The organism is Enterobacter cloacae complex sp. 372C4 (assembly GCF_050030615.1).
GTDB classification, from domain to species: domain Bacteria; phylum Pseudomonadota; class Gammaproteobacteria; order Enterobacterales; family Enterobacteriaceae; genus Enterobacter; species Enterobacter intestinihominis.
In genome coordinates this window covers 144,133-159,100 of sequence record NZ_JBLGUQ010000002.1, presented here as the reverse complement: position 1 = coordinate 159,100, position 14,968 = coordinate 144,133, and the positions used below count along the sequence as shown (strand labels likewise).

Genomic DNA, 14,968 nt, shown 5'->3' with positions numbered 1-14,968 from the left:
TTATGATTCCCTGGTCGCATTACACAAAGACTTGATAGCCTTTGCTTCTTTTGCATCACATTTCAGGACGGTCATTATTTCGTTTGTTGTCAGCTGCCAGAGTTCCCTTGCACTATTACTTGCATACCCGCTGAGCTCAGCAGGAATAGCGCTTGCGCCTGCAGCAGACCGATGATGAAGTCCGGCGTGTTCAGATGACAGCATACTGGCTTCACTGGCACTGGCGTTGTTACCAGTTTGAACATTCAATGACTCATCGTCTTTTAAGTAATTAGCACTGCTCCAGATGAACTGACCGTAACCAAATTCGCACGCCAGATCGAAATCTTCGATTATCGTATAGTTGTCATTCACCAGTTGAGTACGAATTCGGTCAAGACAGTCCGTTCTGGATTTACCTCGGGTTTCGATGCCGCGCAGCTTAGGCATAACCTTTTGAACAAGCTGATCTTCAAAAGCGACTTTCATGGCTTTGACCAGGCCTGCATCATCATTTTTTCTCTGGGCGTCGAGCACATCAGGATAATTTGCCATGTAGTATTCGATCGATTGCCACACCCTGTGCCCCAGTGCTCTTCCGACTTTAGAAAGAGCATCGTTCATGTCTTCAATAAAACCCTTAAAGGGCAAAATCTGATCATCGCTGAATTTACTTTCTCTGCACCACCAACTCTCCCACAGTCTGCGGGACAGTAATGGCGCCTGGTCGCCCAACGGAATCAGCTGACGGCGTCTTTCCAGCGTAGTCGGTCGGGGAAAGTTGATGACAATTCCCCGGTCGAGGACCTTGTCTGAGAGGGATTTCGTTGTCTCGTCCTGATTCATTGTGCCAGCCCAGAGCACATTACGACCGATTGGCAATTGATAGGGCTGAATTCCGGCCCCCAGCTTAACATCAAGGAAGGGGAGTTCTTTTTTCATTCCTCTGCGCAGCTCAAGCTTGCTCAGGAATTCCGCAAAATAGAGTTCGACATGGGCAAGATTCATTTCATCCATCAATATCAGATTCATGGCATCTTTAAGACCAAAAGGATAGCCTTCAGCCTGCGCCTTCTGACTTTGTGCCAGTAAACGCAGAACCGGTTGGGCATCGAACTTGTTATCGATAGAGTTGAAGAAACCCAGCATGGATTCCTGACTGTCCCAGTTGGGTTGCACGGCCAGACTCAAAAAGTTTATGCCGCCAAAATGTGAATACAGCCTTGGCAGTTCAGACTTTCCGGTTCCACTCACGCCTGCCAGAACAGTCACAGGAGACCACTCCGACGTTTTTAGTGCCGTGTGGAATGCATGTAAAATTCGCCGCGGGAATCTCAGCCCATAATCGATGCAGGATTGACGGATGCCATCCAGCCATTGAAGCTCTTCAACGTTTTCAACCGCACGAGGCAGTTCCTTTTGAACGTATGGCGTTTCAATGTCCCGAATCCTTGCCTCACGGTCCTGTTCCCGTTCGTAAGAGGATTGCAAGCGTTTAAGCTCCTCCATCAAGCGGTTGTTGTCGGCATCCACGGATTCAAACCGCCTCAGCAGCGATTTGTTTTTATCGGTCAGTTCCGCTACCTGCATTTCCAGATCTGACTGTGCGCGTGCTGCACTTCTGAGCCCCTCATTTTCTTCAGAGAATCGCTCACAGGCCAGCTTCAGTTCGTTCTGTTCAGACGTCAAACGATCAAAGGCGTCCCGCATCTCCTGTGTTGGGCGTGTGGCAAGATCCTCGCGCAGGGTGTTGATTTCCTCTTCATAGGTTTTCAGCTTAAGTAAAACGGCGGCAGGATCTTCATCACCGAGCTTATGCTTCAGTACTTCGAAGTTTGAAATGAGGGCACTGCTTGTTTTGAGGGATTCCCTCAAACGGGCAATTTCATCGTTAAGCACAGACTTCTCACTCTCGAAAGAGTGTTTCCGCTGAGCAACCCTGGCATCCACCTCAAGGTTCAGATCAGATTCTCTTTCCTCGAGTCGGTCTTTATGAGAGCGAAGGCGCTGTTTCTGGTACTCAAGTTCATCCCTGAGCTCATCAAGCTCCGCCTGGTTCTTAAGGAATGCCTTTCTTTTTTGTTCAAGTTCATCCTTATCCTGTTGAATAGCAGCTTCATGCGCGCTTAGCCGGTCAGCTATCTCTTTCCCCAGGTTTGCTATTCTGGAGACTCTCTCCACTGTAAGCTCTTCTTCAAGGGCCGTCAGGGCGCTGGCGCGTTTTGACTCCAGATCCTTTTCCTGTCCTTTTCTGAGACTGAAGAGTTCATCATCAAGCCTGGCCCTTTCATCGGCATACCCCCTGTCCCTTTGGATTTCCGCCTTTTGAACAGCGACCTCTCTTTGCCGCAATTTTTCCTTTTCAGCTTCGAGAGTTTCCCGCTCACTTACACACTGAGCTTCCCGCTGCGCCAGTTGTTTTTTGAATGCTGCGAACTTTTCCTCAAAGAATTGCGGAAAGCCGTTTTTTGCCTGAAGCTCCATCTCCTGAAGATGAACATATTTATCATTCAGCTCTGCTTCTTTTTGGGCCATCGCGTCTTTAGCCGCCTGTAGCGCCTGTTCCTTTTGGGCTAAAACCGTTTCTTTTTGCGTCAGAAAGTCTTCCCGTTCCTTCAGTTCCTGCAGTTTATTCAGGAACTCACTCTCCGTTACGTTGATTGTGTTATCCGTCAGATCTGCCATATCATTATCCGCAGTAAACTGAACGCTATTATTTTTTTTAGAGTCCACTAAAATTCTTCCATAATTATTTTGATGAGTTTGAAAACGTTCATTTTTAATGACGCCAGGTATTCCCTTGAATAGTCAAATTTCTGTTGATTACCGTGCCCACGCAGTTTGATTAAACTGGCGATAAGCTCGAAACAATCCGGAAAAGACCTTTTGAGTGCGACCCTTTCGCTTTCTGATGCCAATAAACAAAGCGCAAGAAGTTGAGCCCCAAGAGTTGTGCTTGAACCTTGCACAGCACGAGAGAGTCGACTGCTGTTTACCGTGCTGATTTGCACTGGTATGGCATCAGGTGTGGGATAAAAACCGGATTGAACGATTTTTTCAATCGCCTCATCCTTCAGGTTTGTTCGGTTTTTGAAGGGGGTTATCCGGTCCTTAGCGGCTTCAAATAACGACAGTTGCATAATGGACGCCAGTAAATTTATGTAGCGCTGTTGCTGTTCATTATCCAGAGTCGTCATCTGGTTTAAGATCGTCACTTTGACCAGTTCTTCCCGCAACGACGGGGAAACCGCGTGGACGAAACCCAGCCCCAATGACCTGTCCAGTTCGATCCTGGCCTTCAGTCTGACCTGATCAATATCGGTTTTCTGCCGTGTTTTGGCTGTATCAGCATCCCGCGTGATATCCGGTATCAGTAATTGAATAAGCCGAACGGTTCTCCTGCAATAGCCCTGAAGGGTTTCCCTTGAGAGTTGCACACCCATTGCGTTTCCATGGGAAACAGGATCCCTGACGTCTTTCAGCGCGTGAATAAAAGAGAGACATCCTGCGTCTTCAATGGCCAGACGATTAAGTGGATGGCTGGGATCATTGATCGCCCCGGCGATTGCCATAGCCAGTAGCGGCTGCATCTCGGAAGCACCATGGTTAACGGCTCTGATTTTGCCGGGTTTAACCTGAAGCAGGCCCTTCACACTCTCTGAAACATCAAACCCAATCCGGGTGGCAAACGAGCGAAGTATCTTTTCATTTTCCCTGTAGGACTGTGACGATAATAATCGCTCCCAGTGCGTCACTGGGTTATCCGAAACAACAAACCGCAATGCCCATTCTATTGCTTCATAAAGGGCGACGACCGCCAGGCCGGTCAGGCGGGTGAATTCCTGCTCATCATTTGATGAATCAATCCTGATTTTTTCAGCGTCTGACAGATACGCTTGTGCGCGCCGAAGTGGGCGCGCTATCCGCGGATATTGCTTCAACTCATCCGCCGCTGAAGAGTCTTCTTCAGCCTCTTCATTGCGTTGGTCGGGGTTCAGCGTGTCGACAACCCCTTTATTCTTCAGGTCGATGACCCACTGCCAATTCTGAGACATAAGGTAACTGGCAAAGCTCTCAGAGAAGCCGAAGCCGCATCCATCCGTCACCAGAATGTCAGAATTGCCTGTCTGGATCAGGGCGTGGCAATGCAGGTAAACCAGTTCCGGATTCGCCTGTAAGGATATGGCTTCAGCCACAGGGATCGGAGGCGGGTACTGCTCTACGCCCTGGTTCAACAGCGCCTGCCGCTTATATTTCCTCTTAAATTCCCTGATAGCTCTGATGATGTCGTTGGCGTCAGGAACGGTTTTCCAGAAAGCGTCGTTTGCTGGACGTATCTGAATCGCCCGAATGTATTTATCATCAGTGGGGGTGATGAAAAAATTCACATAGTGTTCAAACTCCCCCTTTTTCTGAAGATTCTCTTTTGAGTAAAGGGTCTCTATTTTTTTGTAGCTCAGCTGTTTTGTACTGACATAAGGTAGAAGCTTTCCGTACAGCAGATCCACAAACACAGTGGCCACGGTGTATTCCAGATCTCCGTCGGATTTATTCTGCCACTCGTTCAAAAGCGCCTGTCCTTGCTGAGACAACTCATAGCGATCATTCAAAAGACCGAGCTGGTTGAGGCGACTCTGAATAAAAGCCACCAGCTCCTTCTCCAGGCACGTGAGCTGCGCAATCGTTTCTGTGTCGCCGGATTCAATCTCTGTGATCTTCAGAACAGTTTCTTCAAATACATTGAGACCGCTCTTTTTCTTTTGCGGAAGTGAGATGTTGAAGGCATGACATGGCCACAGAACACTTTGTCTGGCAGCGATGTTCAATCCATCCAGTGCGGTGCGGAAACTGATGACTTTAGGACGATGATCTTTGGGTTTTGCACTCACAGGATCACCCCCTTTTCATGGCACAAATCATAGAAGTTTTTCAGGGCCGGAACGGCATCCTCCGCTATCTGGGTGTTCGCAAACACGCCATCTCCCACTATGGCCAGGACCTTCTTCTGGCGACTCATACTCACACAGAGGCGGTTTTCCGACATGAGATGCCCGAAAAGTTTTTGCTGTTTCTTTTTGTCATCCTCCTCGTTGCGTATATGAGGCGGCAAGGCGTTCATATCCTGAGACCTCACCATGGAAAGAAACACAATGTCGAATTCCATCCCCTGAAAGGCATCAACGGTGCCGATGCGGAGCCGCTCTTCACCATTGTCGAGAAAGCGGTATTCCTGACATATCTGCCATGTACCATCCTGTGCCCGTTCCGTGATACCGTATTTTTGCAGGGCTTTATAAACAGCAAATACCTGGGCTTTATAAAAACTGATGACACCAAAGCTAAGGCCGGGTTGCCTGTCATCATGGGTTAACGTCTTCATATAATCTGCAGTGGACTCATCTGACTTAATCCAGTCACTTAGTCGCTTGGCGATAATTTTAGCTTCAGCCTCTCTATCACGACTGCCACTCTCAAGACGCTGCTCTTTTCCAGCCTCATTGGGCACATGGATCCAGACGGCGGCGCTATCTTCGATGCCGTTTAACTTCTGGGTAAAATATTTAGCGCCTAAAGGAGAACGATAACCTTCATTGTATCGATCATAAAAGTTGCGGCTTGCAAACTCCCCCAACAACGGGTGTGTCCGGTACTGCGCATCCAGTGTCACCGTTCGCTTGATGCCGTCCTTCTCCTCCAGTTTTTTCAGGCGGTTGAACAGATACTCAAACATGCTTTTCTTCACAAAATCGACATCAACCGGCGGAGCTGAACGATCGTCACCTTCGAGAGCTCTGGCGACCTCCTGGTCAATCAGGTGAGGCAACTGCCTGTGGTCCCCGACAAGAATTATCCTTTTCACCGCCTGGGACATCGGGATAAGCAGATCTCGCGGACTGGTTCTCGCGGCCTCATCGATGATCACCGTGTCGTACTTAACCATTTCCGTTCGCTGATCATATTGGACGTTTTTATTCTTTGACCGGATGATGTCTTTTCCGACAGCCTGTTGCGTGGTGGCCGCATACACAAAGTTGTAGTCCTCTATGGCCTCACGTACGCCATCAGGATTGTCTTCAAGCTCATGTAAAAACTCAGCCAGTATTGCATCCCGTTTACGGGTTGAACTGAGTTCTTTCTCCAGACGCTGAGATACCGTTGTCACCAGTCTCAACACATCCTCTCTTGGTTTTTCTGTCCTGAAATCAGGCGAGGGCAGATATTGATAGAGCAGTGATGCTTTCAGTTCTCTGAGTTCTGGAAGAAAATTCAGCGGCTTACCGCTGCGCCAGCGAGCCGCTTTTTCAAGAACACGTAAATCCGGATTAGCCGGTCCGTCTTCTATCTTGTCCAGTAAATCAACCGCTCTTACCGCACCGTCGTCAACAAAGGCGGCTTCACTGACACGCAGAGCCCTCACGAGCCGCAAGGTGGAAGGATCGTCTGACGTGGGCTCCGTTTGCAGGGAATGGATGATGTCTTCAGCCTCACGGGTGATATCTTCAGAAATCACGTCTCTGGGCAAATCCAGAATACGCTTTATTAAACTGGCGGTGTTGTTCTTTGAGGGGCACAGTGAATAGGCGACAAACTGCTCTGTCAGTCTGACCTGATGCTCCGTCTGAGCCATTTGAGGGTTATTGGTTCGAATCTTTCCGGCGACAGTGGCGCACCATTTGTTCAGTTTTTCAGTAACGGCATCTGTCGTAAATTCTGAGCCACCAGACCGGGTGCCAAACTTCACTGCCGGAAGCGCATTCACACTCAGCCTTGCCACAATATTCTCAACGGCATCATGCTGAAAACCGGAGACAAGTATCTGACCTCTTATCGAGCGGGTTTTATCATATTCCTCATTGAGCCGTTCAAGAATGGCTGTCACAACCGTTGTTTTCCCTGTTCCCGGAGGCCCCTGAACAAGCGCAATATCCGGGGTGTTCAGTGCGACATCGATGGCCTCTGTCTGTTTAGGCGTTGGTTCATGCCTGAAAATTTTCTCTTTCACAAAAGACGTCAAAGGTTTCAGTTTGGTGACACGCTGTATGTCCGGGAGTATACCGCCTTCTTCAATAAGCAGGCCAAGAAGCGGATTTGCGCAGCGTCCTTCCAGAATGGCTGAACGTGCCCGCATTCGTCTTTCAATCTGAATCTTGTCGCCATTGATGGACAGGATCAAAAACATCTGACCGGACGGAATTGACGGCAGATCCAGTTCAATACTGGTCTTTGAAATTGTCAGGATCGGGGCATAAACAGAAACGGATATTTCAGCATCGTTCTTTTTTCGATCCCGTTTGGTGGCAAATTCTTCTTCCAGAGCCTTGCTGTAAGCTTCCCAAGTAAGATCCGGAGCCCTGAGGTATAAAGGCTCCTCGGAGGTGATCTCTATCTCATCGCCTTCGCTAAGTTGTTCCGGAACAGACGACACAAAGAACTTAACCCCTTTTGTTGTCTGTTCAGTGCCATGATAATCCACCCTGCCAACAGCTTTTGCACGGGCCAGCAACATTTCACCTTCAATTGCGCCGTATTCGTCCCACTGTTTCAGGTAACTCCCAGTTTCCCTGGAAAGCTGACTCATCGCGCCGGCAGCTAAAGCACGGATGCGTCCCGTCTTCGTGTAATCAGTAAACCGGACCCTCCCCCTTGCCAGACGTAATGCTCCTTCCCTCTTATGCTCGTCTCTAAAGATAGCTTTGGTCGCAAAATAGATATCCCTGAACGGCTCGGCATTGCGCCTTTCAACCGGAATACGCACCCTCTCACCATAGACAGAAAATTCCCTGTATTTTTCCTGTACAACGCCCTGGGGATCAGGTGAGCCTCCCTCTTCAGACATATCCGCTTCAAAGTCAGCCCTAGCGGATGGTCCACTCATTAGCAGAAAGTAATCGTCGCCACCAACGTTGATGTTACATTTTTCGTTTAATACGCCCCCCAGCTCTTCAGTGCCACTGAAGCGAATGCCATTTCTTTTCGCCGTTAACTCTATGCGCTCATCAATGCCGATCTCCACATCACCAATTTCAACAATTTCGCCGTTAAAAAAGACAATTTTCACCAACACACTGCGATCCTGGGCAACCAGCATGACTTCGGCAAGGTGCGCACAGCCTCTTTTTAAGTGAAAATTCAGATCGTTTCCGGCCGGAGTATCCCGAAGCACCATGCTCCACTGCCGGCCATCGATTCTTAATCTGTATGCCTGGTCATTTTGGTGAGGAGCAATAGAGCCCACCCCCGTGGTTGGCGTCTCTTCGTACAGCGCCGGCGTCATCCATAATTCAAAAGTGATTTCAGCATTTATGTCTTTGAGTTTCATTTGTCACTTCCGCTGATCATGCATTTAACCAACCGGGGACTATTCATGTTTGAGAACATCCAAAACTGAACATCCGGGGTTGCACGGTCTATTTTCATCTGTGAATAAACTGTCTGAAAACCACGTTGCGGATGGCTGTCAGCGGCAACAGAGACATCGGCTTTAGCATGATCTGACTTTTTAATCAGAATGCCCTCATCGCCTGAAGAGATGAGCACCTCTGCTGTATCAGAATCAAGCATGAGAAACTCATCAAAGACGCGTCTCGGTACTGTCAGCTCTGACCCCGGCGGGATCTCGCGGACATAGCGCCAGCAGGGAAGTTCCAGGGGGGTGTCAGTGCCCTTCCATCGATAAGACTCCAGAATGAGCACCTGCGGCCTCGGTGTTGTACAGTAAGGGCAATGGTGCGCCTCTGTTTCAGGGTGAATAAAATCATAGTAATAATGCATCGAGCAACCCGGGCATGTGACGGTCATATCCGCGGCCTGGGCGAGAGCTTCAGGCCAGTGATAGATTGTCGGCCGCAGCAAAGGAGATGTCCTTCCCGGACCGAATGTGCTCTCAAACAAGGCCGTCAGTTTCGCTGTGAGGAGAAGGGATCTGGGCAGACCGCTGTCGGAAGAGTTGGCATCATCATTTTGGTCATCAACCCAGGGGAGCAATCCAGCGTAAGCCTTATCTTCTATATCCCCGTCATCATTTTCTTCATCAGCCCAGTCGCCTTCATCTGTTCCATCCACTTTTTTTCCAACAAACGGGTGAATCAAAGAAAGAAGGTAAAACGCCACCACCGCAAACGCATGACAATCGCTTGACGGTCTTCCACCATCAGTGCCCTGAACCAGCTCCGGGGCGCCGTATTTTGGTGTGTAAACAACGCTTCCCCCTGCCAAAATTTCAAATCGAATATTGTCGGCATCAATCAGCCAGACGGAGGTATCATTCATGCCTTCTGAAATAAAGATATTGTTGGGCGAGATATCACCGTAGACCATGCCGTTACCATGGAGACGTGCCAGTAATGATGCACACTTGTAGAGCGCATGAAGTCTGCGCCTTAGCCCGCCCGTTTTGCAGTAATGGACGATCTTTTTAGCTTCGTTCTCCGGCATGGCAGAAAGCCATGCCGGGATCTGGTCAGGCCCCATTTTTTCTGCGGTCTGGCCATCAAGCCAGAAATGGCTGAACGGGACCATTTCACTCAACAGTTGCATCACGTAACCGGCCTTGTTCTGAAGCAGCGCTGCCGGTACGGATATATTCAGGTTTTCCGGCAGAGGCAAGAGCCGGACGCGCTTAAAGCGTTTCGAATACCGTTCCACCAAGACGTCATCGGTGACAGGGTTCCCGCTCTCATCGGTCACCAGTTTGATCGCCAGATCAGGGTCCCTGGTACGGAAAACAACACCCTGGCCCCCCTGACCGAGCACCTTGTCCTGAATGTGCACATTCTGATATTCATCCACATACCTATTGAACCATTCACTCACCGGGTGCCTCCTTGCTTAAACAGACAGGCAATCGTCTTATCATCGGAGTGTCCTGGAACCGGCCATTCACTGAGCCAACGCCGAAGATCCCGCTTTCTTTCCTCAGGCTTAACGTTTGAATACGTGGAGCAGAGCTCCTGTGCAAAAATCATCTGTTTTTCAGGTAACAGGTCATCGGATATCCCATCCGTACATAACACAACGGCATGGCACGCCGCGCTTGCAATCGTCGCGGTTTCCCATTGTTCGGGCCTAAACGCCTGTTGAAGACTGTTTGTGAAGTTTGAGAAGGAATCGTGTCGGGTATCACTGAGGATAAGGTGGTGTTCGTCAGTTTCGCCAAGGACAGCAATCATGCCGTCCCCCAGACGACCCAGAGTGATAGTTCCTTCTGTCTGGATGACGAAAAGACAGGTGGCCGAACACTCTGTTGAAGCGTACGGCGCTATCTTCATAAGCCAGTTGGCATGAATGAGTCTGAGAACATCACCGACAGAAGCCGCAGGGGTATTCTGATAGTTCCTGGCTGCCTCAAAGACAGCTAGACAGGCGGCTTTTGACCCGTGATCTGAATGTGCCTTGCTGCCCAGTCCGTCCGATACAACGACGACATTTCCCCATTTATACCGGCGCGCCCTCCAGGAATCCTGATTGGGTATTCCCGCTTTAACATGAAGGGGGCCGATTACTGAGGCCCCCCAGCTGTTCCAGAGTGGATCATGCATCCCAGTCCTCCTCAGGCCCAGCTGTTTCAGCGGGTGCGGAGTGCTGTATCTGGGCTGCGGATACCGGAGCGGTCACCGGCTCATCAGAGCCAAAGAGAGTGCTGTTCATCGCTGAAGCGATATTCTCCGGAAGGTAAACGGTGTTGTTTGTAGACAGTTTCCGCAACTTCAACAGGTCAGCATCAGCGCCGACTGCAACAGTCCGGATAATGAGGTCGGGGAAGGTGCAAAGCTGGTTTTGAAAGTTGATGGTGTCTGAACTGGGGAAATTGCCATCAGACAGAATGAGAACTCTTGCCACCCCGCTCTTATATACATGTTGGGATAAAAAATCAGAGAGCTCAGCAAGGCTCGAGGAGCCTTTTGCGGTTAAGGATGGAATATCCCCATCGCTTTGTAGCGTGATATCGGAAATATCCTGATGCCACTGATATAAACGGATGACGAAATCCGTACAGTTTTCCTGAGCTAGGCTAGGCACTTGAATTGCATAACGGGCTAAATTCCGTTGAAGATGAATTTTCCCCATTTCATCCATGCTTCCTGAAGTATCGAAAATAAAATATATGTCCATTTTAATTACTCTCAAAAAACTTCAACAAGCGGTCTGACGCATGCTCCCCAAAAAACCAGTTTACATTCGTCTGGTCATCTGATTTTTGCTTGACCACAGGATGTGAGGGGCGAAATGCTGAAATCATAACCCCATTGCCTTTCACCCCACCAAAATGCTTGGTAATTTCGCTAAGCTTCGAAATATGGTGTGCTTCAACTTTCCCACTTTTACATTCAATAACAAATAAAGCGTATCCGTCGGTACAGATAACATCAAATTCTTGATAACCTGTTTTTTCCTTAAACCCATCATGATAGGACTTAAAGTTATCGTTCGAATCAACGTCCTCAACGGATACTTCAAGCCCAAGGCGTATATCTTTCAGTACGGCCGATTCTTTTAACGGCATTAACACACTAAAGACATACACCTCTAACCATTTCCCCAGGAGAAATTCCATAAAATCCGGACATTCATCAAACACAAACGACTGACCCCCGATGGTCAGTTTTCCTTGTTTTTCTATTGTCAGCTCTGCGTAGAAGTCATTCCCCCAACATTTGAATGATTTCTCTTCGAGATAAGATTTCAGTTCGCGATACTTAGACACCATTAACTTACGATTTTCCCAAATTAACTGAGAAGCCGTAATCATCTCGCGAGAAATATCGTGTTCAGTCAGACCGGGCTTAGAGATGGTTAATCCATCACCATTCAACTTCAGGAATGTTTCTACCGAATCAATTGAAACAATCTCACTTTTCGTGAAGCTATTTAGATTGATCACCTGCTTCTTTGAAAAATCGAAATAAAATGGCGTTGCATTCACCTTGCGACAGGCGGCAAGGGCCCCGGCATACATCAACTTGGTGCCACCCGTTAAGTTAAAGCCGATCTTCGCCTCAGCAGGCATGTCCGCAATCTGCTCCAGAATGGTGGACCGGACATTGTCAGGATCATACGGGTCCACCGCAATTTCACCGTATTCTGCTTCGCCAAGAAACGGTTTCATGACATCGGCAGGAAACTGGGCAGAATTCACGAAGATATGCTTCCGGCTTGAAAACTGGAGTACACCAAGCAGGTTAGGGATCCGCTGTTCGCCGAACAGGTGAAAAATGGCATCATACCGATCCGATCCCGCACTGACTGTCCGGACCTGTCTTCCGTGCCATTCCAGCCACTCGTTCGGCAGGACGATTCTTTCCGGCGGTTTGCCCGGCTGAGAAGATGCGATAAGACGTTTTTTTAGCGTTGGGTACCTCAGGGCCGCAAAAGCCCAGACGAATGCCATCACCGGAGTGCCCGGACTCAGGTAGAGCGTAACCAGTTTTTCACCTTCGGAGGCAGCAACGGAGTTAAGGGATTGCGTTGCCGCCTCATAGATACCTTCCGTGTCATTGAGATGTGCCAGCTCCACGGGTTGAAAATGTACATCGACTTTTTTACCGGCAGCCTGAAGCTGTTTATTTAGCCATTCATTGAAATGCGTGTGCGCACCTTCTGTATTTGAAAACAGGCCCATACACTGTCTTGCCGCAGCCGGGTCAACGCCTTCTGTCGCGGCAATTTTTGGCTGGACATCATCCGCGTGGCTTTCGATTTTCACCGGGCGCGTAAACCCCAGGATGACCACGTCGGTGTAATCTTCCGCCAACAAAGCCCCCAGAACAGGGCCGGTTGTCTGTTCCAGTCCGAGAGAGGCCCTGAAATCCGTCATTCCGTACCATGTCATTAAATATTTTTTCAATTTATACGTCCCTGACCTTTAGGTACGAGTATTTGCGCGATCTGTTCACCTGCATGAATTGTTTCACCGGTTTTGACGCACACCTTGACAACAAGCCCGTCAACAGAAGCGTTGATTTTTTGGGTGTTACCTCGCTCGTTATCTATCTCAATAAGAACATCGTTATATTTAACAATATTGCCTGTAAAGCAAAGAATATTCTGAACCGTACCTGCTGTAACAGGCCGAGGTAATTTTATTGTTGCCAAATCAAATATTTTTTTTCGCTCCTCAAATGAAAGCTTATGGGCCAGCGATAAGAGCTTTTGCGCATCAATTAGTTGCTTTGAATGGAGTTCAAGAATGAGCTCGCCACTCATATTGGGGTGCTGCAATGCCAGCTCGAACTCATTTTTGGTGATTTCGTTGTTACTCCAGGAGCCGGGCTTACTAAAATCAAATTTGCAATATCTGTTTACGACTTGCTGTAAGGCTGAAAATGGACATTGAGGGTTTTTTAAGGCAGCCTGGCGAACGACCGGGCTTTGATCGTTAACTAATTGTATGAGCTTTTCAGATGCGATAAATTCATTTGATGCGGCGTTTTCTCTTTCCGACACTGCATCGCTGTCACTCAGTGCATTAATGTTCTCAAGATCTTCCTCTGCAAGGGAGGCGGCTTTGAGACTCAATTTCTCAAACAACGCCTGGTAGACCGCAATTTTCTCTTTAAGAACAACACTTATGGGTGTCACCAGGTCAATGTGCTTCTTAATAAGGGCCTGGGTCAGAACAGGCTCATTACTGCGGAACAAACTTTCTAAAGCATCATTGATAACACATTCAATATCAGCGCCGGAAAAACCTTTAGACAGGGTTGCAAGCTCTGCAAGGTCGAGCCCTTTAGGTGGAAGGGTCAGTTGATTTAATTTAACGGCGAAAATCTGTTTTCGCTCACGTTCACTGGGTAAATTAACATAAAAAATTTCATCAAACCGTCCCCGCCTCAATAGCTCTGGAGGGATATGGGTAATGTCATTGGCAGTTGCCACAACAAACACCGCGCCCGGCTTCTCCTGCATCCAGGTCAGAAAATAACCAAACAGACGGGTTGTGATTTCTGTGCTTCCCCCGGTCCCGTTAATGCCTGAAAAAGCTTTCTCGAGTTCATCGATCCACAACACGCAAGGGCTCGCTTGTTCTGCAACCTTTAGGGCGGCCTTCATATTTGCTTCACTCTCGCCCACAAATTTTCCCATCAGGGAGCCAATGTCTAAACGAAAAAGAGGAACATTGAATAATGAAGACACCGCTTTTGCACTCATTGATTTTCCACATCCCGGCATACCGGCTAACAGCATACCTTTGGGGGCCGAGATGCCCAAACTCTGCGCTTTCGTTAAATCATCAATGATGTGTTTCTTGTTACGTAACCAGCTTTTGAGCCGTTCCAGCCCACCGATTTGGCCAATATCTATTTGACTATCGACCAGCTCCAGCAAACCGGAGCGAGATAACGCTCTCTTTTTCAGGGCCAGAGCATCACCCACAGACTCCTGGGGAAATGTGCCCTTATATTTATTGTTTAGCGTTTCGAATATTTGGAATACCCTGTCTCGCTCCATACCTGAAAATATGGATTTAAGAGAATTACGCACTGCTGTAGTAACCGTGACAGAGTACTCCTGTAAGAGAGAGTCAAAAATGCCGTCCACTTGCTCTAACGAAAGAGGAGAGCAAGAGAAAGGGATCAAAAGATCCACAAGCTCTGAAAATTCTATACTCTCTTTTGAGACGAAAAAGATCGCTGCCTGCCCCTTAAAGTGACGCCTGATCCTTAACAATTCCTGCTGCAGTCTTGCAATCGCTCTGATGTCATCTTTCAATACGGAACAGGCGTTCTGTATGACATAAATCCGACCCGTCGGATCGTCATCCGCAATGGCTTTTAAATCCTGATACAGCAATGCGTCTTGATCCGGTTTCAGAGCCCTTTTTGTCTTAAAATCAACCCAACCATACCCCAGATTCCACTCCTTTACCCTGAAGCCCAGTGTGGTCGCAACGGTCTCGATTTCTTCATCGATTCGATTGACGTCCTGGCCCAGAATCTGAATGCCTGTTACACCGGAACGAATGGCCTCAATAATGCCTTTAATATCCATA

At 48.4% G+C, this 14,968-nt stretch carries 8 protein-coding genes; all 8 read right to left on the bottom strand.

The genetic code is table 11. The features are described from left to right. The 8 genes from ACQG11_RS23860 to ACQG11_RS23825 are packed head-to-tail and all read right to left on the bottom strand — an operon-like array spanning position 1 to position 14,967. A complete protein-coding gene (locus ACQG11_RS23860; RefSeq protein ID WP_196238761.1) occupies positions 1 to 2,664 on the bottom strand; it encodes a chromosome partitioning protein ParA in 2,664 nt (887 codons plus the stop codon). Positions 2,665 to 2,711: 47 nt separating this feature from the next. Beyond that, a complete protein-coding gene (locus tag ACQG11_RS23855; RefSeq protein WP_200442838.1) occupies positions 2,712 to 4,868 on the bottom strand; it encodes a hypothetical protein in 2,157 nt (718 codons plus the stop codon). Further along, positions 4,865 to 8,299 (bottom strand): DEAD/DEAH box helicase, encoded by a 3,435-nt coding sequence (locus tag ACQG11_RS23850; protein WP_045620703.1) that lies wholly within the window; start codon positions 8,297 to 8,299, stop codon positions 4,865 to 4,867. The genes ACQG11_RS23855 and ACQG11_RS23850 overlap by 4 nt, the downstream gene beginning before the upstream one ends. Then, positions 8,296 to 9,792, bottom strand: coding sequence for a protein kinase domain-containing protein (locus ACQG11_RS23845; protein ID WP_045620704.1), 1,497 nt, complete (start codon positions 9,790 to 9,792; stop codon positions 8,296 to 8,298). Before ACQG11_RS23845 ends, ACQG11_RS23850 begins: the two co-directional genes overlap by 4 nt. After that, a complete protein-coding gene (locus ACQG11_RS23840) occupies positions 9,789 to 10,517 on the bottom strand; it encodes a PP2C family serine/threonine-protein phosphatase (protein ID WP_045620705.1) in 729 nt (242 codons plus the stop codon). Before ACQG11_RS23840 ends, ACQG11_RS23845 begins: the two co-directional genes overlap by 4 nt. After that, positions 10,510 to 11,055, bottom strand: a complete 546-nt coding sequence (locus ACQG11_RS23835) for a hypothetical protein (RefSeq protein WP_200013477.1) — start codon at positions 11,053 to 11,055, stop codon at positions 10,510 to 10,512. Before ACQG11_RS23835 ends, ACQG11_RS23840 begins: the two co-directional genes overlap by 8 nt. 37 nt (positions 11,056 to 11,092) lie before the next feature. Further along, positions 11,093 to 12,823: a Card1-like endonuclease domain-containing protein gene (locus ACQG11_RS23830; RefSeq protein WP_045620706.1), complete on the bottom strand. Its 1,731-nt coding sequence runs from the start codon at positions 12,821 to 12,823 to the stop codon at positions 11,093 to 11,095. Then, on the bottom strand, positions 12,820 to 14,967 hold the full coding sequence (locus ACQG11_RS23825) for an AAA family ATPase (protein WP_049011976.1): 2,148 nt from the start codon (positions 14,965 to 14,967) through the stop codon (positions 12,820 to 12,822). Before ACQG11_RS23825 ends, ACQG11_RS23830 begins: the two co-directional genes overlap by 4 nt. Position 14,968 lies beyond the last annotated feature (1 nt).

What these genes read in the sequence shown, in the direction of transcription:
- ACQG11_RS23840 (WP_045620705.1), bottom strand. Translation starts at nt 10,517, where the DNA reads ATGCATGATCCACTCTGGAACAGCTGGGGGGCCTCAGTAATCGGCCCC.
- ACQG11_RS23835 (WP_200013477.1), bottom strand. Translation starts at nt 11,055, where the DNA reads ATGGATGAAATGGGGAAAATTCATCTTCAACGGAATTTAGCCCGTTAT.
- ACQG11_RS23850 (WP_045620703.1), bottom strand. Translation starts at nt 8,299, where the DNA reads ATGAAACTCAAAGACATAAATGCTGAAATCACTTTTGAATTATGGATG.
- ACQG11_RS23860 (WP_196238761.1), bottom strand. Translation starts at nt 2,664, where the DNA reads ATGGCAGATCTGACGGATAACACAATCAACGTAACGGAGAGTGAGTTC.
- ACQG11_RS23825 (WP_049011976.1), bottom strand. Translation starts at nt 14,967, where the DNA reads ATGGATATTAAAGGCATTATTGAGGCCATTCGTTCCGGTGTAACAGGC.